Raw genomic sequence first — 21,560 nt, forward strand, 5'->3', positions numbered from 1 at the left:
GGTTCGGCTGCAACGCAGCCAGCGCCCCCGGCCCCCATCCCCACCTTCCCCCAGAGGGGGAAGGAGCAAGAAGACCCGACAAGGAGATGAATCCATGAAGATCGAAGGACAAAGCGCGCTGGTCACCGGTGGCGCCTCCGGCCTGGGCGAAGCCACCGCCCGCGAACTCGCCCGTCTGGGTGCCAAGGTGGCGGTGCTCGACCGCAACCTCGACCAGGCGAAGAAGGTCGCAGCCGACATCGGCGGCACGGCCTACGCCTGCGACATCACCGACACGGCGAGCGTCGAGGCCGCCTTGAGCGCTGCGGCCGACGCACACGGCCCCGCCCGCATCCTGATGAACGTGGCCGGCATCGGCAGCGCGAAGCGCATCGTCGGCAAGGACGGCAGCGCCGCGCCGCTGGAAGACTTCGCCCGCGTCATCCAGGTCAACCTGATCGGCACCTACAACGTGAGCCGCCTCTTCGCGGCCCGCTGCGCCAGGCTCGAAGCACTGGACGGCGGCGAACGCGGCGTGATGATGTTCACCGCCTCCGTGGCCGCCTTCGACGGCCAGGTGGGCCAGCAGGCCTACAGCGCCTCCAAGGGCGGCCTGGTCGGCATGACGCTGCCGATGGCGCGCGATCTGGCGCAGCACGGCATCCGCGTGTGCACCGTGGCGCCCGGCATCTTCGCCACGCCGCTGCTGCTGGAGCTGCCCGAGCCGGTGCAGCAATCGCTGGCCGCCGCCATTCCCTTCCCCCCCCGTCTGGGCAAGCCCTCGGAATTCGCCGAGCTGGCCTGCCACATCGTGACCAACGGCCACCTCAATGGCGAGGTGATCCGGCTGGACGGCGCGCTGCGCATGGCGCCGCGCTGACCCCCGGAGCGGCCGAGGGGCCGCTCCTTCCTTGTGCGAGACCTTCACGAAGAACCACCACGGAGACAAACCATGAAGAAGGAAGACGGCAAGACTTTCGCGCTGCGGGCCCTGGCGGCCGCGGCGCCCCTCGCGCTGCTGGCGGCCTGCGGCGGCTCGGGCAACGACAACAACCAGAACGCCGCGCTGGCAGCGGCGCTGATCGCGGCCAACCGGCCCGCGCCAGCCCCTGCGCCCGCACCGGCACCCGCGCCGGCCCCTGCGGTCGAGACCATCCCGCAGCTGTCGGCGGCGGTCGGTGCCATGCTGACCTCCTGCACCGACCTCGCCACGCGTTTCACTTACGCCAACACCACCGTCACCGCCGCCACCGTGGTGGCGGCCGGCACGCTCAAGGTGGCGGGCACCGATGTGCCGGAGCATTGCCGCCTCACTGGCAACATGTTCTCTCGCACGAGCAGCGTCGACGGCAAGAACTACGCAATCGGCTTTGAAATGCGCCTGCCCACCAACTGGAACGGCCGCTTCTTCTATCAGGCCAACGGTGGACTGGACGGCAGCGTCGCCACGGCCACCGGTGACGTCGGTGGCGGCGGCGGCCTCAGCAATGCACTCAAGATGGGCTTCGCCGTGATCAGCTCGGACGCGGGACATACCGCTGCGATGGGCGCCAATTTCGGCATCGATCCGCAGGCCCGCCTCGACTATGGCTACCAGGCCGTGGCCAAGCTCACGCCCATGGCCAAGAGCGCCATCCAGACCGCCTACGGAAAGGGGCCGGACCGCTCCTACTTCGGCGGCTGCTCCAATGGGGGCCGGCATGCCATGGTCGCGGCGTCCCGTTACGCGGACCAGTACGACGGCATCCTGGCCGGTGACCCCGGCACCCGCCTGCCGCTCGCGGCCACGGCCAACATCGCCGGCGCGCAGACCTATGCCACGCTGGCCACCACGCCCGGCGATCTGGGCAGCGGTTTCACGCAGGCCGAGCGCACCCTGGTGACGAAGGCCGTACTCGCCCAGTGCGACGGCCTAGACGGCGCCGCCGACGGCATGGTGCAGGACAACGCGGCCTGCCAGGCCGCCTTCGACATCAATCGCGATGTGCCCACCTGCGCGACCACGCGCAACGGCACTTGCCTCAGCGCCGACCAGAAGTCCAAGATCGACAAGTTGTTCAAGGGTGGCGCAACAACGCCCAGCGGCCAACGGATCTACACCAGCTTCCCCTATGACGCGGGCCTGGACACGGGCGGCTGGGCACTGTGGAAGTTCGTCTTCCCGACCCTGTTGGACACGGGCGCCGTGGGTCTGGTGTTCCAGTCGCCACCCGAGGACGCGAGCACCTTCAACGGCCAGAGCTTCGCGCTGACGGGCAACCTGGACACCATGCTCACCAAGGTGAGCGCCACCTCCGGCATCTATACGGAGAGTGCGATGTCCTTCATGACGCCGCCCAACTACGGCAAGCTGCCGGCGCTCAAGAAGCGCGGCGCCAAGCTGATGGTCTACCACGGCACGGCCGACCCGATCTTCTCCAGCGATGACTCGGTCGACTGGTACCAGCAACTGCAAAAGGACAACGGCGGCGATGCCTCCAACTTCGCCCGTCTGTACCTGATCCCCGGCATGAACCATTGCTCGGGCGGCCCCGCCACCGACCAGTTCGACATGCTCAGCGCCATGGTCAAGTGGGTGGAACAAGGCCAGGCCCCCGACCGCGTGGTGGCCAGCGCTCGCGGCACCGGCAATGCCGGCGGCGTCAATGCCGACCTGCCGGCCACCTGGTCCGCCACCCGCACCCGTCCGCTGTGCCCCTATCCGAAGGTTGCCCGCTACAACGGCACGGGCAGCCTGGAGGACGCAGCCAACTTCAGCTGCCGCTGACCCCGTTTTCTTCCTTCGCTCTCCGGAGACATCCATGCAACATCGTCGTCAATTCCTCCACACCCTCGGCGGCGCGGCCGCCCTGGGCGCCCTGTCGCCCCTGTCGGCCTTCGCCCAGGCCATCGAGCAGGTCAAGATCATGTACGGCTTCCCGGCCGGCAGCGCCGGTGACACCGTCGCCCGCCGCGTGGCCGAGAAGATCGCCGGCACCCCTTATGCCAAGGGCGCCTATGTCGAGAACAAGCCGGGCGCCGGCGGCCGCATCGCGGTCGAGACGCTGAAGAACTCCACGCCGGACGGATCCGTGCTCACGCTGGCACCGGTGTCGGCCCTGTCGGTCTATCCGTACATCTACCCCAAGCTGACCTACAAGCCGGAAGACGTCACGCCCGTCTCCATCGGTGCCATCATGTTCCACGGCCTGGCCGTGGGCCCGGCGGTGCCGGCCGAGGTGAAGACGCTGAAGGACTTCCTGGCCTGGGCCAAGGCCAACCCCGGCCAAGCCAGCTACGGCTCGCCGGGCGCTGGCTCGATGCCGCACCTGCTGGGCGCGCTGCTGGGCATGCGCTCGGGCGTGGAGCTCAAGCATGTGCCCTACCGCGGCACCGTGCCCAGCATCACCGACCTGGTGGGCGGCCAGATCGCCGCCGCCATGAACCCCAGCGGCGACTACCTGCAGTACATGAAGAACGGCCGCGTGCGCGTGCTGGCCACCTCGGGCAAGAAGCGCTCGCCCTACCTGCCCGACGTGCCCACCTTCACCGAGCTGGGCTACCCGGACGTGACCTCGGAGGAATGGTTCGGCTTCTACGCCCCGGCCAAGACGCCGGCCGCCACGCTGGCCTCGGCCAACGCGGCGATCAACGCGGCGCTGAAGGACAAGTCGGTGATCGACTCGCTGGCACTGGTGGGCCTGGTGGCCCACGGCACCACGGCGCAGGACATGGCTGCGGACCAGAAGGCCGAGTACGAACGCTGGGGCCCCCTGGTCAAGCAGATCGGCTTTACGGCGGAATCTTGAACTCCCCCAGGCTGCGCGCTTCGCGCTTCGCCAACCCCCTCGCGGGGGCGCTCCCGGCGGCCTGGCAAAGCCAGTTCCGCGGGAGCCCTGGCGTGGCCTGCTCCGCGGCCATTCGACGCACAACGCGCTCGGTGTCGTGACGCCGTTGCCTCCCGATCTGGCCGGCTCTTACGATGCCGGCTTCGCGCCGTTTGCGAGACCCCGACCATGAACACCTTCCGCCTTGCCGCCATCGGCGGTGCCATCGCCCTGCTCAGTGCCTGCGGTTCGCGGCCGCCCGAGGCGGCCACGGCCATGAAGGCGGCGCGCCCCGGCGAACTGCACACCTGCGAAAGGCTGGAAGCCGCGCCGGGCGTGGTGTTCACCACTGTGCGCAGCGTGCCGGCCGGGCCGGTGGCCATCCGCGGCGGCAGCGAACAGGCGCCGGCGCATTGCCTGGTGCAGGGCCGCATGGCCGAGCGCACCAGCACGGTGGACGGCCAGCGCTACGCCATCGGCTTCGAGCTGCGGCTGCCTCAGGCCTGGAACGGCCGCTTCCTGTTCCAGGCCAACGGCGGGCTGGACGGCGTGGTGGTGCCGGCGCTGGGCGGCATCGGCGGCGGCGGGCCACGCACCAATGCGCTGTCGATGGGCTTCGCGGTGGTCAGCAGCGATGCCGGCCATCCGGCGCCCAATCCGCGCTTCGGCCTCGATCCGCAGGCGCGCCGCGACTACGGCTACAGCGCCGTAGCCCAGCTCACGCCCGTGGCCAAGCAGCTGGTGGCCCAGGCCTATGGCCGCCCGGCCGACCGCTCCTACATCGCGGGCTGCTCGAACGGCGGGCGCCATGCCATGGTGGCGGCCTCGCGCCTGCCTCAGGCCTTCGACGGCGTACTGGCGGGCGACCCGGGCTTCCACCTGCCGCGCGCGGCCGTGGCCCAGCTCTACGGCGCGCAGCAGTACGCGGCGCTGGCGACGGCCAAGACGCCGCAGGGCGATCCCGACCTGCAGACCGCGTTCACACCCGGTCAGCTCCAGACCCTCTCGCGCGCCGTGCTGGCGCGCTGCGACATGCTCGACGGCCTGACCGACGGCATCGTGGGCGACGTCAAGTCCTGCCAGGCCCGCTTCAACCTGGGCCGCGACGTGCCCACCTGCACCGCCGGCCGGCAGGACAGCTGCCTGGACCCGGCCCAGAAGATGGCCCTGGCCCGCGTCTTCGCCGGCGCGCGCGACAGCAGCGGCCGGCAGATCTACAGCAGCTTCCCCTTCGACCCCGGTGTCTCCGGCGCCAACTGGCGCGAGTGGAAGCTCGCCAGCCCCGCCACCCGCGATGCCGGTGCCGTGGCCTTCATCTTCAGCACGCCGCCGATGGCCGACCGGCCGCAGGGCCTGCCCTTCGCGCTCGGCTTCGACATGGACCGCGATGCACCCCGCATCGACGCCACGCAGACCCCGTACGACGAATCGGCCATGGCCTTCATGGTGCCGCCCAATGCAGAACGCCTGCAGTCGCTGCGGGCCCGGGGCGGCCGCATGATCGTCTACCACGGCACCGGCGATCCGGTGTTCTCGTCCGACGACACGGCCGCGTGGTACGACCGCCTGCAGGCCACGCACGCCGGACGCGCGAGCGAATTCGTGCGCTACTTCCCGGTGCCCGGCATGAACCACTGCAGCGGCGGCCCCTCGACCGACCAGTTCGACATGCTCACGGCATTGGTCGACTGGGTCGAGGGCGGCCACGCGCCCGAGCAGGTGCTGGCCGAGGCCCGCGGCCCTGGTTCGCGTCAGCCCAACCCCGAGGTGCCCGCCAGTTGGGCGCCCGACCGCACCCGGCCGCTGTGCCCCTATCCCGCCGTCGCCCGCTTCCGTGGCGGCGACACCGAACGCGCGACCAGCTTCGCCTGCGTCGCGCCCTGACTTTCCGCCCGCTTCCCATGGATTACGCCCCCCGCCCTGAAGACGTCCGCTTCCTTCTCGACGCCGTCCTCGGCGCCTCGCAGCAGCTCGCGCGACTGGCGCCGTTCGCCGAGGTCGATGCCGACCTGCAGGCCCAGGTGCTGGAGCAGGCCGCCACCTTCGTCGGCGAGGTGATCGCCCCGCTGCAGCGTGACGGCGACGAGATCGGCTGCCGCCTCGAAGGTGGCCAGGTCCACACGCCACCCGGCTTCGCCGCCGCCTATCAGGCTTTCGTAGAAGGCGGCTGGCCCAGCCTGTCTGCTGCGACCGAGGACGGCGGCCAGGGCCTGCCCGCCGTGCTCGAAGCGGTGCTGTACGAATGGCTGGCCGGTGCCAACCACGGCTTCACCATGGCGCCCGGCCTGCTGCATGGCGCCTACGAATGCATCCGCCACCACGCCAGCGACGACCTCAAGGCCCGCTACCTGGGCAAGGTCGCCACCGGCGAATGGCTGGCCACCATGTGCCTGACCGAGGCCCATGCCGGCAGCGACCTGGGCTTGGTGCGCACCCGCGCCGTGCCGCAGGCCAATGGCTGCGTGCGCGTGTCGGGCACCAAGATCTTCATCTCGGGCGGCGAGCACGACCTCACGCCCAACATCGTCCACCTGGTGCTGTGCCGTCTGCCCGATGCGCCGGCCGGTCCCAAGGGCCTGTCGCTGGCCCTGGTGCCCAAGGTGCTGGACGACGGCGCGCGCAACGCCGTGCAGTGCGAGCGCATCGAGGAAAAGATGGGCCTGCACGGCAGCCCCACCTGTGTGATGCGCTTCGACGAAGCCACCGGCTGGCTGGTGGGTGAGCCCGGCCGCGGCCTGGCCGCCATGTTCGTCATGATGAATGCGGCCCGCCTGCATGTGGCGCTGCAGGGCATCGGCCTGCTCGACGCCGCCTGGCAGAAGGCCCATGCCTATGCGCAGGAGCGCCGGCAGATGGTGGCGCCGGGTGCCGACCGGGCATCCGGCCCCAGCCTGATCGCCGAGCATCCAGCGGTGGCCCGCGTGCTGGATACGCAACGGGCCTGGATCGACGGCGGCCGGCTCATCGCCTACCGCACCGCGCTCCAGCTCGACATCGCGCGCCATGCCGAGGACGCCAAGGCGCGCGAGGCCGCGCAGCAGTGGTGCAGCTACATCACGCCGGTGCTCAAGGCCGCCTGCACGCAGCAGGGCTTCGACGGCGCCAGTGCCTGCCTGCAGGTCTTCGGTGGCCACGGCTATGTGCGCGAATGGGGCATCGAGCAGATCCTGCGCGACGCCCGCGTGACCATGATCTACGAGGGCACCAACGAGATCCAGGCCATCGACCTGCTGGTGCGCAAGGTGCTGCCCGATGTCGGCGCCGGTTTCGCGGCCACGCTGCTGGCGCTGCGCGACGAGTTGGACGCGTCGCGCGACGTCGATGCCGATGCCCAGCGGCGTCTGGCACAGCTGCGCTACCTGACCACGCAGATCGCCATGGCCGCCCATGCCCAGCCGCGCCTGCCCTACGAGCTGGCCGACGACTACCTGCGGCTGGTGATGGTCACGCTGCTCGCCTGGGCCTGGGCCCGCATTGAGCAGGCACCGGGCGCTGGCGAGGCGCATGCGCGCGCGGCAGCCGCCTTCCGCCGCTGGGTGCTGCCGGAGTTCGACATGCGCGCGGCGATCATCAAGAAGGCCTGCGAGCCGCAGGGGTGACGGGCCGGCGGACCTAGACTGCGATCGCCATGACGCCTGCCAAGCCCCGAACCCGCAAGCCCGTTCCGCCCCCGACCACGGCACCCGAGCCGCTGGACAGCCATGTGCTCGAAAGCCTGGTGGGCTACAACGCGCGCCGCGCCTACCTGGTCGTGTATGTCGCCTTCGCCGAGCGGATGGCCGTCTATGGCCTCAAGCCGACGGATTTCTCGGTGCTCTCGCTGCTGGCGCACAACCCGGGGGCCACCTCGCGCCAGCTCTGCGCGGCGCTGGACATCCAGCCGCCCAACTTCGTGAGCCTGGTGGCGGCCATGGACCGCCGCGGCCTGATCGAACGGCGGCCCCATCCGCACGATGGCCGGGCGGTGGGCCTGCACCTCACGCCGGCCGGCCACCAGCTCATGGTCGAGGCGGAAGAGGCCGTGATCCAGTTGGAGAAGGAGGCCAGCCACAAGCTCACCGACCGCGAGCGCGAGACCTTGATCCGGCTCTTGCAGAAGATCTACCTGTAACGACGCCAGCGCGCCGCCCGGCCGCCCGGCATAGACCTCGGGTCACCCTCCTGATCGAACGGCCGCGGAGCAGGCCATGCCAGTGCACCCGAGGAACTGGCTTTGCCAAGCCTCGGGGTGCGCCCCCCTCCCGAGCCGAAGGCGACAGAGAGGGGGGAGCCGCGTAAGCGGCCTGGGAGGTGCTTCAGTTCATGAATTCCGCACGTCCGCCACCGGCTGGGCGCCGAAATCCGGCCGCGCCAGCCAGGCCAGCACCTTGCGGGCGGCCGACTCGGGCGAGTCCAGTTGCCCGTTGCGGTGCAGGGCCTCGAAGCGGCCACGGTCGGGAAAGAGCGCTGCGTCGGCGCTGCGCAATGCGATCTGCATGTCGGTGTCGATCACGCCCGGCGCCAGCGACACGATGCGCGCACCGCCTTCCTCGGCCTCCTCCAGCGCCACCGCGCGCGAGAAATGGTCCATGCCCGCCTTGGCGGCGCAGTAGGGAGCCTGGCTGCCCATCGCGTTGCGGCCCAGCCCCGAGGAGATGTTGAGCACCTGCCGCGGCATCGACCAGCCGGCGGTCGCCGACAGGAAGGCGCTGGTCAGCAGCAGCGCCGCCTCCAGGCCCACGCGCAGTGCCGCCGACAGCTCGCCCAGCGAAGCCCGGGCCAGTGGCGCCGTGCGCCCCACGGTACCCGCGTTGTTGATCAGCACGGCACGGCCGAGGGCGGACGCGTCCTGCGCGGCCAGCCAGGCGGCCAGCCGCTCGGCCACCGGCAGCGGATCGGCCAGGTCGGCCGACCATTGCAGCACCTCGCTGCCCGCGGCGGCGACCTCGGTCTCCAGCGCGGCATCGATGCCGCGCGACAGGCACAGCAGCCGCACGCCGCCGCGCGCGAGCAGCTGGCTCGCCATCGCACGGCCCATGCCGCGCGAGGCGCCCGTCAGGACGATGAGTTCGTGGACAGAGGCCATGGGCGAAAAACTCCTTGCAATGGAAAGTCGAGGATGGGCGAGGCAGGCCGGCGAGCGGGCGCCGCCTTCAGAAGAAACCATCCCACACCAGCTTGAGGCCGGTGAGGAACATGCCGCCGTAGACGCAGCGGTAGAACCACGTCGGATCGATGCGCCGCGCCACGTGAACCCCCGCCCACACGCCCAGCGGCGCGAGCGGCATCAGCAGCAGCGAGGTGCTGAAGCTGCGCGCGTCCAGCAGGCCCAGCCAGGCGTAGGGGATCCACTTGGCGAGGTTCACCAGGAAGAACAGGTAGGCCATCGTGGCCGTGAACACGATGGGCCGCAGCTTGAGCGGCAGCAGGTAGGCGTTGATGGGCGGGCCGCCCGCATGCGAGATGAAGCTGGTGAAGCCCGACAGCACGGTGAGCACCCAGCCCGCGGCGCGCGAGGGCGGTGGCGCATCGGGGCGCGGCGGAAACAGCAGCCGCTGCGCCAGGAAGAGCAGCGTGCACACGCCCACGACGCCGGCCACCGTCGCCGCCGACAGCGCATGGAAGAGCAAGGCCCCCAGCACCACGCCCACCAGCGCCGGCGGCACCAGGAAGGCCAGCAGCCGGCGGTCCAGGTCGCGGCGGAAGGCGGCGATGCCCAGCACGTCCATCACGAACAGCAGCGGCATCAGGACGGCCGCCGCGCGCGGCACCGTGATGGCCAGCGACATGAGCGGCACCGCCAGCGAGCCGAAGCCCGCGCCGAAGCCGCTCTTGCTGATGCCCAGCAGCAGCACGGCGGGCACGGCGACCAGGTAGAAGGCAGGGTCCGCGATCGGCGGCGCGAGGAACTCGGGGAAGGACAAGGCGGGGCGGCCGCGCGGCGGGCCGTGGCAGGAAGAGCGAAGCGGGCATTGTGCCGAGGGCAGCCCCGGCGTGCAGGACGCGGCGCGGGAGCCCGCCCGGCCTGCGCCCGCGCGCGGCGCAGCGGCCCGCGCCCCTGCCCTCAGAGCGGGATCAGCTCCGTGTCGAGCTGCGACTCCAGCACCTCCACCGGCTGCGGCCGTCCGAAGAGGAAGCCCTGGCACACGCGGCAGCCGTTGCGGGTCAGGAAGTCCAGCTGCGCCTGCGTCTCCACGCCCTCGGCCACCACCTCCAGGTCGAGGTTGGCCGCCATGCCGATGAGCGTCTGCACGATCAGCTCGATCTTGGGATTGGTGCCGATGCCGCTGACGAAGAACTTGTCGATCTTGATCTGGTGCAGCGGCAGCTGCGCCATGTACGACAACGACGAGTAGCCCGTGCCGAAGTCGTCCATCGAGAAGCGGATGCCGATGGCGGCCAGCGACTTCATCTTGCGGATGGTCTCGGCCACCTCGTCGTGCAGCAGGCTCTCGGTGAGTTCCAGCTTGAGCTTGGACGGATCGGCGCCGGTGCGGATCAGCACCTCGCGCACCTTGTCCGCGAAGTCCTCCTTGCGGAACTGGCGCGCGCTCACGTTCACGGCCAGCGTGAGGTGGCGGCGGCGCGGATGGTTGCTCCAGTCGTCCAGCTGCTTGCAGGCCTGCTCCAGCGCCCACAGGCCGATGGGCGAGATCAGGCCGGTCTCTTCCGCCACGTCGATGAAGGCGGCTGGCGGGATCAGCCCGCGCTGCGGATGCAGCCAGCGGATCAGCACCTCGGCGCCCACCACGCGCCCTTCGGAGGTCACCTGCGGCTGGTAGTGCAGCAGGAACTGGCCGCGCGCCTTCAGCGCCGCGCGCAGCTCGCTCTCCAGCGAGGCGCGCGCATTGACGGTGGTCTGCATGTCGGCCTCGAAGAAGCGCAGCACGTCGCCACCCGCGGTCTTGGCGTGGAACATGGCGATGTCGGCCTGCTTGAGCAGGTCCTCCAGCGAGGCCGAGCTGGCGCTGATCAGCGTGGCCCCGATGCTGCAGGTGCCGTGGTAGGTCATGGCCGGCAGCTGGATGGGCCGGCCCAGCTCGGCCAGCACCGCCTCGCCGAAGGCCTGCGTCTGCATCACGGCGGTGGCCGAGTCGGCGCTTAGGCCTTCGATCAGGATCACGAACTCGTCACCGCCCAGCCGGGCCACGGTGTCGCCCTCGCGCATGAGCTGCTGCAGCCGCTGCGCCACCTGCTTGAGCAGCACGTCGCCGGCGTTGCGGCCCTGCGCGTCGTTGAGCGTCTTGAAGTGGTCCAGGTCCAGGAAGAGCAGCGCCGCCTGGCGCTCGCGCCGCACGTTGGCGTCGATGGCCGACTGCAGCCGGTGCAACAGCATGCGGCGATTGGGCAGCCCGGTGAGGTTGTCGTAGAAGGACAGGTGGTCGATCTGCAGCTGCGCCGACATGCGGTCGGTGATGTCGCGCAGGATGACGATGAAGCGCGCGTCGGCGCCCTCGCCCACCAGCTTGCGCGAGGCCGATATTTCGAACCAGGCCGTGCCCTGCGAGGCGCGGCGCTCGAACTGCTTGCCGAAGGACAGGCCCTTCAGATAGGCCTCGCGCATGGCGGCCATGATCTGGATGGCGGCGTCGCCGGGCAGCACCTCCGACAGCGTGCGGCCCACCGGGTCGCCGATGTCCAGCAGCGAGGCGCGCGCCGAATGGAAGCCGATGCAGCGTCCGTCCAGGCACAGCTCCAGCAGCACGTCGGGCAGCGCGTCGAGCGTGGCCTGCAGCTGCGCCTTGCCTTCCACGATGTCGGCCAGGTGCCGGCGCTTTTCGCTGGTGTCGCGGTAGACGCAGACCATGCCGCCGTTGGGCGTCGGGCTCTTGACGACGACCACCGTGCGGCCGTCGGGCAGCTCCAGCTCCTGCTCGCCCGGCGCGGGCAGGCTGGGCGGCAGCAGGGCCGCCTCTTCCGCGCTGCGGCCCGAGACGGCACTCTCGACCGCCACCATGTGCATGCGCGCCTCCAGCGCGACGCGCGCCTGCGGAAAGATCTCGGCGAAGCGCCGGTTCCAGGCCGCCACGCGGCCTTCGGCATCCAGCAGCACGAAGCCGTCGGACATGGATTCGAGGGCCTGGTCCAGCATGCTCTTGGCATGCAGCGCCTCGCGGCGGCGCAGCCACTGTTCGCGCAACTGATGCAGCGCATAGGCCGACACGCCCACCACCATCAGCATCAGCAGCACCGTCACGCCCACGATCAGGTTGCGCTCCGTCCGGAAGCCCTCCAGCACCGCCTCCATGGGCAGGCCCGCGCTGAGCACGATGTCCTGGTTGAGCGTGGGGCGCAGCGCCATCAGCGCGTCCTGCCCCATGAGGCGCGAATTGGCACGCACGATGCCGCGCGCATCGGCGGCGCTGCGCAGTTCGGGCAGCGAGGCCGAGCCTTCGGCGATCTCGCTGCGCGGAGGCACGCTGACCAGCAGGCCCTGGCTGAGGCTTTCGAGCGTGACCTCCATGCCGTCGATGCCCGCCCCATGCGCCAGCAGCCGGGCCAGCGACGCCACCTGCACCTCGGCCAGCGCGATGCCCTGCGTGCCGTCGGGCAGGCGCACCATGCGGGTGAAGTACAGCACCTGCTGCGAGGTGCGCGGACTGAGCGAGGGCGCCGTCGTCATCAGCTCGGGCACGGGCTGACCCATCAGCCGGGCAGTGAACGCCGGCGACAACTGGACCGCCTCGCGGCCCGGTGGCGAGACCACGCTGCCGTCCGGGCGCAGCACTTCCAGCCGCTCGACCAGCAGGCTGTGCCGCGCCAGCGACTGCATGCTGATGGCGGCCCGCTGGGCCGCCGCGGCCATGTCCTCGTTGCCCACGGGGCGCAGCAGCATGCCCAGGTCGGCCAGCAGCAGATCCACGCCCAGCAGGTTCTGGTTGACGGCCGCCACGGAGCCGCTGAGGAAGCGGTCGATCTGGTCGCGGGCGTCGTCGACGGCGCGGCTGCGCATCTCCAGCACCGCGAACACGGCAAGGCCGAACACCACCACGATGAACAGCGCGGCCAGCGCAAGCGTGGACGCGGCCAGTTGCCGCGGTGGTCCGTTCTTCGACTTCATGGCGTCCGTGTCGCCTTCCCGTCGACCACCGGCGCAATGGTGCGTTGCCAGAGCCGCGTGCACTCGGCGCCGCAGCGCTGCAGCCAGTTCACGAGGATGGTGGAGCGAAGGATCTGGCGGCGCAGGCGGTCGTCCTCGGCGCTGGGCGCGACGGCCACCATGGCGCCCGGCGTGCCGCCCTCGCAGGGGCCCGCGCCGGTGTTGCAGGCAACGGCCAGGTCGGTGTCGCGGATGGACTGGTCCCAGATGCGGCGTTCGAGCTGCGGCAACTGCTGCTCCAGCACGATGCGCAGGTCCGCGGGCAACACCGCCCAGGCGTCGGCATTGGCGCCAAAGATGGCCAGGCCCCAGTTGATCGGCATGGTGAAGAGCGAGCGTGTGATGCGGTGCAGCCCCAGGGTGTTGCCCGATGCCCCGCCAGTGATGGCGCAGTCGGTGTTGCCCGAGGTCATGTTGCTCATGAGCGCGGCGAAGGCGGTCGGTACCGGCGTGCCACCCAGCGCCTGCACGAAGTCGGCCTGCGTGCCGCTGGAGACCCGGATGCGCCGGCCCTTGAGGTCGGTCAGGCCCTTCATCGGCGTGGCACAGAAGATGACCTGCGCCGGGTAGATGTACATGGCCAGCAGCTTCACGTTGAAGCGCTCGCGCAGCATGTGGTCCATCTCGGGCCGGAAGGCGTCGACCACACGCCGCAGGGTGGCCGCATCGGCGCTGAGGCCGGCCACGTCGGGCAGGGCGAGGGCCGGATGCTCACCGCCCACCTGGCTGAGCAGCACGGTGCCGAAAGGCACCACGCCGGTCTCCAGCAGGGTGAGCATCTTGTTGCCGGGCACCCCGGCCTGGTCGAAGGGCGCGATGGTCGCGGCCACCCGCCCCTGCATCAGCCGGGGCAAGGTCTGCGTCCAGAAAGGCGCCTCGTGCTGCGTGTACTGGGCAACGCCGGCCAGCCCCCCCACAACCCGCAACTGCAGGGGCGCGTCCTGTCCTGCCGCGGGCCAGGCGGCGGCCCAGATACAGCACAAAAAAATCCTCAGAAAGAGGCGCATGGGGAGGAAATGAAGGTGCGGCGCGCAATCAACCCCCGCATCTTGAAGAGGAATTGGCCATGTTGCAAATTGTGTCTCGACCGAAGGCATTCACGACACAATTTTGGAAACCTTAAGTATTCGTTCTGCCGCCATACGCGCGGCAGGTGTTGCAGACCTGCCTACACTGCCTCTTCTTCGGCATTTCCCTGCGGAACTTTCATGGACTTTCTGGCCTTGCTGGCCCTGGCCGCGCTTGGCCTTCATTTGTTGAAACGGCGCGATCAACAACGCCGCATCGTGCTGCTCGGCGCGAAGCTGGCGCCCTACCGCATCGAGCCGCAGATGGAGACGTTGCTCGACGGCTACCTGCGCTGGCTGGACGAGGCGGACGAGGATCGCCGCCGGCAGATCTGGCAGACGCTGTGTGCGACGGAGCAATCGCTGGCCGAGCAGTTGCGGCGCTTCGCTGCCGACGTGGCCGGCATGGAGGCACCGCTGGCCCAGGTGAGCAAGCTGCCGATGTGGCTGCCGTGGGCACAGCCGCTGCTGTCGGGGCGGCTGCTGTTCGATGTGCGGCGTGCCTTCGCCATCCATGCGAAGGGCATCGCGGCCGTGGCGGCCAACGAGCCCGGGCTGGCCGACAAGCCGCGGGCCTTCATGATGAGTGCCGAGCTGCTGCTGCTGCAGCACACCTGCCATTGGTTCTGCCGCTCCAAGGCGGTGGCCAGCGCGCGCTTGCTGGCCCGGCACGGCACCTCGTACGAGCAGGTGCTGGCCTCGGTGTCGCCGCGCACGCGCAGCGACTACCTGGCGCTCATCGGCCGCTGATCAGACCTTCTCGAGGATCAGGGCGATGCCCTGCCCCACGCCGATGCACATGGTGCACAGCGCATAGCGCCCGCCGCCGCGGTGCAGCTGGTTGACCGCGGTGGTCGCCAGACGCGCGCCGCTGGCGCCCAGCGGATGGCCCAGCGCGATGGCGCCGCCATTGATGTTGACGCGCGCGTCGTCGTCCTTCAGGCCCAGCATGCGCAGCACGGCCAGGCCCTGGGCCGCGAAGGCCTCGTTCAGCTCGATGACGTCGATCTGGTCGAGCGAGATGCCGGTCTGCGCCAGCACCTTCTGCGTGGCCGGTGCCGGACCGATGCCCATGATGCGCGGCGCCACGCCGGCCGTCGCCATGCCGACGATGCGGGCGCGCGGCGTCAGGCCGTTCTTGGCGGCAGCCGCTTCGCTGGCGATCAACAGCGCGCAGGCGCCGTCGTTCACGCCGCTGGCATTGCCTGCCGTGACCGTGCCCTCGGGCTTGACCACGCCCTTGAGCTTCGCGAGCGACTCCAGGCTGGTGTCGCGCGGATGCTCGTCCTTGGCCACGACGATAGCGTCGCCCTTCTTCTGCGGGATGGTGACGGGCACGATCTCGGACTCGAAGAAGCCCGACTTCTGCGCCGCCACCGCGCGCTGCTGGCTGGCCAGGGCCATGCGGTCCTGCGCCTCGCGCTCGATCTTGAACTGCTCGGCCACGTTCTCGGCGGTTTCGGGCATGGAGTCCACGCCGTACTGCGCCTTCATCAGCTTGTTGACGAAGCGCCAGCCGATGGTGGTGTCGTAGACGGCATTGCTGCGGCTGAAGGCCGACTCGGCCTTGGGCATCACGAACGGTGCGCGGCTCATGCTTTCCACGCCGCCGGCGATCATCAGCTGCGCCTCGCCCGCCTTGATGGCGCGGGCAGCGCTGCCCACGGCGTCCAGGCCGGAGCCGCACAGGCGGTTGATGGTGGCGCCCGGCACCTCGATGGGCAGGCCGGCCAGCAGCGCAGCCATGCGGGCGACGTTGCGGTTGTCCTCGCCGGCCTGGTTGGCGCAGCCGTAGAGCACATCGGTCACGGCCTGCCAGTCGACCTTGGCATTGCGCTCCATCAGCGCCTTGATGGGGATCGCGCCCAGGTCGTCGGTGCGCACGCTGGACAGCGCGCCGCCGTAGCGGCCGAAGGGGGTGCGGATGGCGTCGCAGATGAAGGCGTCGGTGGTCATGTGGAAGGTCTCCTTGGGAATCGGATGGAAAGAGGGGGTGTTCAGTCGGCAGCCGCGTCTTCGGCAATGGGCAAGCCCACCAGGCGTTCGAGTTCCTGCAGCGACAGGCCGGGCACGCGGTCGATGCAGCGCAGGCCCTGCGGCGTGCAGGCCAGTGTCGCCAGGTCGCTGTAGATGCGCTTGACGCACGCGAGACCCGTGAGCGGATAGCTGCACTGCGCCACAACCTTGCTCGCGCCCTGCTTGGTCAGCAGGTCCATCATGACCCAGGTCTGCTTGGCCCCAGTCGCCAGATCCATGGCGCCGCCGACGGCCGGGATGGCGCCGGGCTCTCCGGTGCTCCAGTTGGCCAGGTCGCCCGTGGCACTGACCTGGAAGGCGCCCAGCACGCAGATGTCGATGTGGCCGCCGCGCATCATGGCGAAGCTGTCGGCATGGTGGAAATAGGCGCCGCCCGGCAGCAGCGTCACGGGCTGCTTGCCGGCGTTGATGAGGTCGTAGTCCTCCGCGCCCGCGGCCGGCGCCGGGCCCATGCCCAGGATGCCGTTCTCGCTGTGCAGCACCACCTCGCGCCCGGCGGGCAGGTGGTTGGCCACCAGCGTGGGCTGGCCGATGCCGAGGTTGACGACGGCACCATCGAAGATGTCCTGGGCCACGCGGGCAGCGAGCTGGTCCTTGGTTCGGCGTTGGTAGTCGGCCATCACGCCACCTCCTTCTTCTTGAAGCCGCCGGCCTGGGTGGCCGTGCGGTCGATCTTCACGACGCGGCTGACGAAGATGCCGGGCGTGACGATGGCCTCGGGGTCGAGCGTGCCCAGCTCGGCCACCTCGTGCACCGTGGCGACGGTCTTCTTCGCGGCCATGGCCATCACGGGGCCGAAGTTGCGCGCGGCCTTGCGGTAGGTGAGGTTGCCCCAGCGGTCGCCGCATTCGGCCTTGATGAGGGCCAGGTCGCCGTGGATGGGGTACTCCAGCACGCAATGACGGCCGTCGATGACGCGGGTCTCGCGGCCGGCGGCCAGTTCGGTGCCGTAGCCCGTCGGGCAGAAGAAGGCGCCGATGCCGGCACCCGCGGCGCGGATGCGCTCGGCCAGGTTGCCCTGGGGCACCAGCTCCAGTTCGATCTTGCCGGCGCGGTACAGGCCGTCGAAGACGAAGCTGTCGGCCTGCCGCGGGAAGCTGCAGATGATCTTGCGCACCCGGCCGGCCTTGAGCAGCGCGGCCAGGCCCGCCTCGCCATTGCCAGCGTTGTTGTTGACCACCGTGAGCTCGCGCGCGCCCTGCGCGATGAGGCCGTCGATCAGTGCATCGGGGATGCCGGCGGTGCCGAAGCCTCCGATCAGCACCGTGGCACCGTCGGGCGTGCCCTGGAGCGCCTCCTCCACCGAGGCGGCGAGTTTGTCGATCATGCGGGGTTCCTTCTTCAGGGACGTCCGCCCTTACAGGCGCAGACGCGGGTCATGGAAAGTCGACGGAAAGCTTCGCGAAAATTGTTCGCTATAAGAACATTTGTTCTTAGAATGAATTCTAGCCCGCTTGCACGACCATGCCATCCTCCTTGCCATCTGCCGACCTCCCCGAAGCGCCACGCCCTGGCGACGGTTTCGTGCAGTCCTTCGCCCGCGGCCTACAGGTCATCCGCTCCTTCAGCGCCAGCGCGCCCCGGCAGACGCTGAGCGAAGTGGCCGCCGCCAGCGGCCTCACCCGCGCCGGGGCCCGACGCATCCTGCTCACGCTGCAGACGCTGGGCTACGTGGAAAGCGACGGCCGCCTCTTCTTTCTCACCGCGCGCATCCTGGACCTGGGCTTCGCCTACCTCTCTTCCATGCCGATCTGGAACCGGGCCGAGCCGGTGATGGAATCGCTCGTGGCCCAGGTCAAGGAGTCGTGCTCGGCCGCTGTGCTGGAGGGCACCGACGTGGTCTACGTGATGCGCGTGCCCACGCACAAGATCATGCGCATCAACGTGGGCATCGGCTCCCGCCTGCCCGCCTACTGCACCTCGATGGGCCGCGTGCTGCTGGCCGCCCTGCCCGAGGACGAACTGCAGCGCCGCCTGGCCGCCTCGCCCATTGCTGCGCTCACGCGCCACACGTTGACCGATCCCGAGGCCATCGCCGCCCGCATCGCCCAGGCGCGGCGCCAGGGCTGGTGCCTGGTCAACCAGGAGCTGGAGGAAGGGCTGATCTCCATCGCCGCACCGGTGCGCGACCGCGCGGGCCGGGTGCTGGCCGCGCTCAACATCAGCGGCCAGGCCAACCGGACCAGCGCCAAGGTGATGCAGGACAGCCTGCTGCCGCCCCTGCTGGACGCCGCGGCGCGGGTGTCCAGCCTGCTGTAGCCCCCGGGCGAACCGCACAGATTTGATCTAGCGCAATACAAGCGGGGATAGCGCTGCCCAGAATCGGCGCGCCATGCGCCCTCCCCCTCTGCTTTCGCGGCCCTATGGGCGACTGCCCCCGGCGCCGCGGCCCGGCGCCAGGGGCAGGCACGCAGCAATGCCGGTCCGGCCGCGCCGACAGACGCCGGCATTGCTGGCCATGCCGGAGGACACCCCGTGAGCGCCGCACCGTCCGTCCCGCCGTCGGACTGGGGCAGCCTCCAGCCGCGACATGCCATGGCTGGCCCGGCGACGCCCCCCGAACCCCGACCAGTGGCACTGCCCCGCGCCTGGTATCTGCGAGTCGGCGCGGTGGTGGCCATGCTGCTGGCCGGCCTCACCCTCACCTACCTGCGCGCCGATCCGGCCCCCGCGAGCGCGCACATGGCCTTCCTGTGCCAGCTGCTGAGCGTGCGCGAAGCCGACGCGGGCTTCGACGCGCAATTGCTCTCATTGCAGGCCGGGCGAACCGTCGACGACCGCGCGCTGTCCCAGTTCGCCGCCCAGGCCGCGCAGCAGGTCCAGAGGATGGCGGCGCTGCCGGAGGTGGTACCGGCGGCGGATCGCCCTGCGCTGCAACAGGCACTCGGCGCCCTGCGCACGGCCCTGGACGCCAAGGTCGCCGGCCTGCCGGACTTCCGGCGCACCCACCTGGGCCTGGCCCAGGCCCAGGCCGGATTGCCGTCCGCCGCGGCGGATCTTCTGCAGGCCACCGAGAACACGCCGCTGCAGGGCGCCGCCCGGCGCTACGTGCTGGGCTTCCTTCCGGGCAGCGGCAGTAGCGACGAGGGGGAGGCCGACGCAGCGGCCGAGGCGCTGCGGACAGCCGCGCAGTCCGACCCCGCACTCGCCCCGGCCGTGCGGCGCCTGCTCACCCAGGGCGACAGCATCCATCGCCTGCGCAGCGCCCGCGACGCCGCAGTCGACGCCGTGCGGCGCCTGGACACCACGGCCCGCATCCAGGACGTGCAGCGCCGCTACGAGGAAAGCTGGCGGCGCCTGGACGCCGAGGCCCACGCCTGGCGCATCGTCCTGTTCGGGCTGGCCATGCTGATGGCCGCCTACCTGAGCTGGGCCTTCCTGCAGTGGCAGCGCATGCAGCGCCAGCTGGCCGGCGCCCATGGCGAGCTGCAGCGGCGCTACCAGGCGCAGCTGGCGGCCGAGCAGCGCCTCAAGCTGCATGCCACCGCCTTCGAGAACGCGTACGACGGCATCACCCTGACCGATGCGCGCGGCAACATCGTCGACGTCAACCCAGCCTTCTGCCGCATCACCGGCTACAGCCGCGCCGAAGTCATCGGCCGCAACCCCAGCATGATGCAGTCGGGCCGCCACGACCGCGCCTTCTACACGGCCATGTGGAAGCGCATCCTGGAGACGGGCAACTGGAACGGCGAGATCTGGAACCGCAACAAGTACGGCGAGGTGTACCCGGAGCTGCTGTCCATCTCGGCCATCCGCGACAGCCGCGGCGCGGTAAGCAACTTCGTGGCCGTGTTCGCCGACATCCGGCACCTGAAGGCGCAGGAGAAGCAGCTCGCGCGCATGGCCTACTACGACGCGCTCACCGGCCTGCCCAACCGGGTGCTGCTGGCCGACCGGCTGCAGCATGCCGTCGCCCGCGCCCGCAGCCGGGCCACGGTGCTGGCCGTCTGCTACATGGACCTGGACAACTTCAAGCCCGTCAACGACGGCCACGGGCATGCCGCCGGCGATCTGGCGCTGGTGCAGGTGGCGCGACACCTGCAGGCCGCCGTCCAGCCCGACGACACGGTGGCGCGCACCGGCGGCGACGAATTCGTGCTGCTCTTCGAGCGCAGCGACACCGAAGGCTGCCACCGCATGCTGCAGCAGGTGGTGGATGCCATCACGCTGCCGCTGCAGGTGGGCAGCGGCAGCCACACGCTCACCGGGAGCATCGGCGTCACCTTCTTCCCGCAGGACGACATCGAGCCCGAGGCCCTGCTGCGCCACGCCGACCAGGCCATGTACCGGGCCAAGCAGGCCGGCGGCGGCCGCTTCCATGTCTTCGACGCCGAGGACGACCGTCATGCGCGCGACGTGGGCCACCATGCGCAGCGCCTGCGCCAGGCCATGCGGCGCGGCGAGCTGGTGCTTTACTACCAGCCCAAGGTGGACATGCGCCGTGGCACGGTGCTCGGCGCCGAGGCGCTGATCCGCTGGCAGCATCCCGAGCGCGGCCTGTTGCCGCCGGGCGCCTTCCTGCCCCTGCTCGAAGACGATGCCCTGACCATCGACCTGGGCGAGTGGGTGATCGAGCAGGCGCTGGTCCAGGCCGGACGCTGGGCCGAGGGCGGGCTCCGGCTGCCGGTGTCGGTCAACGTGGCGAGTGCGCAACTGCAGGGGGCAGACTTCATGCGCAAGCTCGGACTGGCCCTGGAGCGCCACCCGGCCGCGGCAGACCTGCTGGAACTGGAGATCCTGGAGACCACCAGCCTGGACGACGTGGTCAAGGCGGCACGCATCATCGAGCAGTGCCACGCGCTGGGCGTGCATGTGTCCATCGACGACTTCGGCACGGGCTATTCCTCGCTTACTTACCTCAAGCGCCTGCCGGCGCGCACCATCAAGCTGGACCAGAGCTTCGTGCGCGAACTGCTGGAGGACAGCGACAACCTGGTGATCGCCCACGGCGTGATCCGGCTGGTCCATGCGCTGGACCGCAAGGTCATCGCCGAGGGCGTGGAAAGCGAGGCCCACGGCCGCCTGCTGCTGCAGATGGGCTGCGACTGCGCCCAGGGCTATGGCGTCGCGCGCCCCATGCCCGCGGCCGACCTGCCCGACTGGGTGCAGATCTGGCAGCCGCCCCAGGCGTGGCGTGATTGCGCCCGCGTGCGCTGGACGGACGAGGTGTATCCGCTGCTGCTGGCCGAGGTCCAGGCCCGCGGGCACATGCAGCAACTGCGCCATGCCCTGCAGCACGGCCGGCGCCTCTCGGCGGGCCCCACGCTGCCGCCGCTGCCGGAGCTCCCGGAGCTCCCGGAGCTGCCCGACCCCACTGCGGCACCGACGCTGTCGGCGGCCGACCGCCTGGCGCTGACGGAGCGGCTGCGTCAGGAACATGCCACGGTGCGCCAGCGCAGCGACGCGGTCGGCCGCGCCCTGGCCCAGGGGCTGATCGACGAGGCCCGCGCCCGCAGCGACGCCCTGCATGCCGCGCATGACGAACTGCTCGCAGCTCTCTCTGCGATGCAGTTCGCCCTGGCCGCCCCGGTCGTGGTCCGCGCATCGCCAAAGGCGCAAGTGGCCGTATCGGCCTGAGGCGCCATGAAA

General features: G+C 70.4%; 16 protein-coding genes. 9 read left to right on the plus strand and 7 right to left on the minus strand.

The window, feature by feature from the left end:
- Nucleotides 1–94 precede the first annotated feature (94 nt).
- The 6 genes from DFR41_RS25955 (at nucleotide 95) to DFR41_RS25980 (ending at nucleotide 7,896) form a co-directional block, all read left to right on the plus strand.
- Complete coding sequence (locus DFR41_RS25955; protein ID WP_017760571.1) at nucleotides 95–859, plus strand: SDR family NAD(P)-dependent oxidoreductase; 765 nt, start codon at nucleotides 95–97, stop codon at nucleotides 857–859.
- A gap of 72 nt (nucleotides 860–931) precedes the next feature.
- Nucleotides 932–2,746, plus strand: coding sequence for a tannase/feruloyl esterase family alpha/beta hydrolase (locus DFR41_RS25960; protein WP_114804871.1), 1,815 nt, complete (start codon nucleotides 932–934; stop codon nucleotides 2,744–2,746).
- A gap of 34 nt (nucleotides 2,747–2,780) precedes the next feature.
- Nucleotides 2,781–3,767, plus strand: a complete 987-nt coding sequence (locus tag DFR41_RS25965; RefSeq protein WP_017760745.1) for a Bug family tripartite tricarboxylate transporter substrate binding protein — start codon at nucleotides 2,781–2,783, stop codon at nucleotides 3,765–3,767.
- Nucleotides 3,768–3,974: 207 nt separating this feature from the next.
- Complete coding sequence (locus tag DFR41_RS25970) at nucleotides 3,975–5,669, plus strand: tannase/feruloyl esterase family alpha/beta hydrolase (protein WP_017760746.1); 1,695 nt, start codon at nucleotides 3,975–3,977, stop codon at nucleotides 5,667–5,669.
- A gap of 17 nt (nucleotides 5,670–5,686) precedes the next feature.
- Nucleotides 5,687–7,384: an acyl-CoA dehydrogenase family protein gene (locus DFR41_RS25975; RefSeq protein WP_114804872.1), complete on the plus strand. Its 1,698-nt coding sequence runs from the start codon at nucleotides 5,687–5,689 to the stop codon at nucleotides 7,382–7,384.
- A gap of 29 nt (nucleotides 7,385–7,413) precedes the next feature.
- Complete coding sequence (locus DFR41_RS25980) at nucleotides 7,414–7,896, plus strand: MarR family winged helix-turn-helix transcriptional regulator (protein ID WP_017758710.1); 483 nt, start codon at nucleotides 7,414–7,416, stop codon at nucleotides 7,894–7,896.
- A gap of 189 nt (nucleotides 7,897–8,085) precedes the next feature.
- Here the strand turns inward: DFR41_RS25980 and DFR41_RS25985 are convergent, their stop codons facing one another.
- From DFR41_RS25985 to DFR41_RS26000, 4 genes are all read right to left on the minus strand, one after another.
- On the minus strand, nucleotides 8,086–8,850 hold the full coding sequence (locus tag DFR41_RS25985; protein WP_114804873.1) for an SDR family NAD(P)-dependent oxidoreductase: 765 nt from the start codon (nucleotides 8,848–8,850) through the stop codon (nucleotides 8,086–8,088).
- 67 nt (nucleotides 8,851–8,917) lie between these two features.
- Nucleotides 8,918–9,688, minus strand: a complete 771-nt coding sequence (locus tag DFR41_RS25990; protein ID WP_017758133.1) for a sulfite exporter TauE/SafE family protein — start codon at nucleotides 9,686–9,688, stop codon at nucleotides 8,918–8,920.
- A gap of 140 nt (nucleotides 9,689–9,828) precedes the next feature.
- Nucleotides 9,829–12,825, minus strand: coding sequence for a putative bifunctional diguanylate cyclase/phosphodiesterase (locus DFR41_RS25995; RefSeq protein ID WP_114804874.1), 2,997 nt, complete (start codon nucleotides 12,823–12,825; stop codon nucleotides 9,829–9,831).
- Complete coding sequence (locus DFR41_RS26000; protein WP_081682213.1) at nucleotides 12,822–13,871, minus strand: TRAP transporter substrate-binding protein; 1,050 nt, start codon at nucleotides 13,869–13,871, stop codon at nucleotides 12,822–12,824. The genes DFR41_RS25995 and DFR41_RS26000 overlap by 4 nt, the downstream gene beginning before the upstream one ends.
- 201 nt (nucleotides 13,872–14,072) lie before the next feature.
- Here DFR41_RS26000 and DFR41_RS26005 point away from each other — a divergent pair, with 201 nt between their 5' ends.
- Nucleotides 14,073–14,681 carry a hypothetical protein gene (locus tag DFR41_RS26005; RefSeq protein ID WP_017757774.1) on the plus strand — a complete coding sequence of 203 codons (609 nt, stop codon included), beginning with the start codon at nucleotides 14,073–14,075 and terminating at the stop codon, nucleotides 14,679–14,681.
- On the opposite strand, the gene pcaF is transcribed toward DFR41_RS26005, so the two are convergent.
- Genes pcaF through DFR41_RS26020 form a run of 3 tightly spaced genes read right to left on the minus strand, consistent with a single transcriptional unit; the run spans nucleotide 14,682 to nucleotide 17,295 of the window.
- The gene (gene pcaF / locus DFR41_RS26010) at nucleotides 14,682–15,887 is read right to left on the minus strand and encodes a 3-oxoadipyl-CoA thiolase (RefSeq protein ID WP_017757773.1); all 1,206 of its coding nucleotides are present in this window, start codon (nucleotides 15,885–15,887) and stop codon (nucleotides 14,682–14,684) included. It abuts the gene before it with no gap.
- 41 nt (nucleotides 15,888–15,928) lie between these two features.
- Nucleotides 15,929–16,588, minus strand: a complete 660-nt coding sequence (locus DFR41_RS26015) for a 3-oxoacid CoA-transferase subunit B (protein ID WP_017757772.1) — start codon at nucleotides 16,586–16,588, stop codon at nucleotides 15,929–15,931.
- Complete coding sequence (locus tag DFR41_RS26020; protein ID WP_017757771.1) at nucleotides 16,588–17,295, minus strand: 3-oxoacid CoA-transferase subunit A; 708 nt, start codon at nucleotides 17,293–17,295, stop codon at nucleotides 16,588–16,590. The genes DFR41_RS26015 and DFR41_RS26020 overlap by 1 nt, the downstream gene beginning before the upstream one ends.
- A 137-nt stretch (nucleotides 17,296–17,432) precedes the next feature.
- Between DFR41_RS26020 and DFR41_RS26025 the strand changes: the two genes are divergently transcribed.
- On the plus strand, nucleotides 17,433–18,227 hold the full coding sequence (locus DFR41_RS26025; RefSeq protein WP_114804875.1) for an IclR family transcriptional regulator domain-containing protein: 795 nt from the start codon (nucleotides 17,433–17,435) through the stop codon (nucleotides 18,225–18,227).
- A 312-nt stretch (nucleotides 18,228–18,539) separates the two neighbouring features.
- Nucleotides 18,540–21,548 (plus strand): putative bifunctional diguanylate cyclase/phosphodiesterase, encoded by a 3,009-nt coding sequence (locus DFR41_RS26030; protein ID WP_170159477.1) that lies wholly within the window; start codon nucleotides 18,540–18,542, stop codon nucleotides 21,546–21,548.
- The last annotated feature ends 12 nt before the right edge of the window (nucleotides 21,549–21,560 follow it).

Source organism: Pseudacidovorax intermedius, assembly GCF_003350475.1.
GTDB lineage: Bacteria > Pseudomonadota > Gammaproteobacteria > Burkholderiales > Burkholderiaceae_C > Xenophilus > Xenophilus intermedius.

What these genes read in the sequence shown, in the direction of transcription:
- DFR41_RS25955 (WP_017760571.1), top strand. Translation starts at nt 95, where the DNA reads ATGAAGATCGAAGGACAAAGCGCGCTGGTCACCGGTGGCGCCTCCGGC.
- DFR41_RS25980 (WP_017758710.1), top strand. Translation starts at nt 7,414, where the DNA reads ATGACGCCTGCCAAGCCCCGAACCCGCAAGCCCGTTCCGCCCCCGACC.
- DFR41_RS26015 (WP_017757772.1), bottom strand. Translation starts at nt 16,588, where the DNA reads ATGGCCGACTACCAACGCCGAACCAAGGACCAGCTCGCTGCCCGCGTG.
- DFR41_RS25995 (WP_114804874.1), bottom strand. Translation starts at nt 12,825, where the DNA reads ATGAAGTCGAAGAACGGACCACCGCGGCAACTGGCCGCGTCCACGCTT.
- DFR41_RS25975 (WP_114804872.1), top strand. Translation starts at nt 5,687, where the DNA reads ATGGATTACGCCCCCCGCCCTGAAGACGTCCGCTTCCTTCTCGACGCC.
- DFR41_RS25985 (WP_114804873.1), bottom strand. Translation starts at nt 8,850, where the DNA reads ATGGCCTCTGTCCACGAACTCATCGTCCTGACGGGCGCCTCGCGCGGC.
- DFR41_RS25970 (WP_017760746.1), top strand. Translation starts at nt 3,975, where the DNA reads ATGAACACCTTCCGCCTTGCCGCCATCGGCGGTGCCATCGCCCTGCTC.
- DFR41_RS25965 (WP_017760745.1), top strand. Translation starts at nt 2,781, where the DNA reads ATGCAACATCGTCGTCAATTCCTCCACACCCTCGGCGGCGCGGCCGCC.
- DFR41_RS26020 (WP_017757771.1), bottom strand. Translation starts at nt 17,295, where the DNA reads ATGATCGACAAACTCGCCGCCTCGGTGGAGGAGGCGCTCCAGGGCACG.
- DFR41_RS26000 (WP_081682213.1), bottom strand. Translation starts at nt 13,871, where the DNA reads ATGCGCCTCTTTCTGAGGATTTTTTTGTGCTGTATCTGGGCCGCCGCC.
- DFR41_RS26025 (WP_114804875.1), top strand. Translation starts at nt 17,433, where the DNA reads ATGCCATCCTCCTTGCCATCTGCCGACCTCCCCGAAGCGCCACGCCCT.
- DFR41_RS25960 (WP_114804871.1), top strand. Translation starts at nt 932, where the DNA reads ATGAAGAAGGAAGACGGCAAGACTTTCGCGCTGCGGGCCCTGGCGGCC.
- pcaF (WP_017757773.1), bottom strand. Translation starts at nt 15,887, where the DNA reads ATGACCACCGACGCCTTCATCTGCGACGCCATCCGCACCCCCTTCGGC.
- DFR41_RS26005 (WP_017757774.1), top strand. Translation starts at nt 14,073, where the DNA reads ATGGACTTTCTGGCCTTGCTGGCCCTGGCCGCGCTTGGCCTTCATTTG.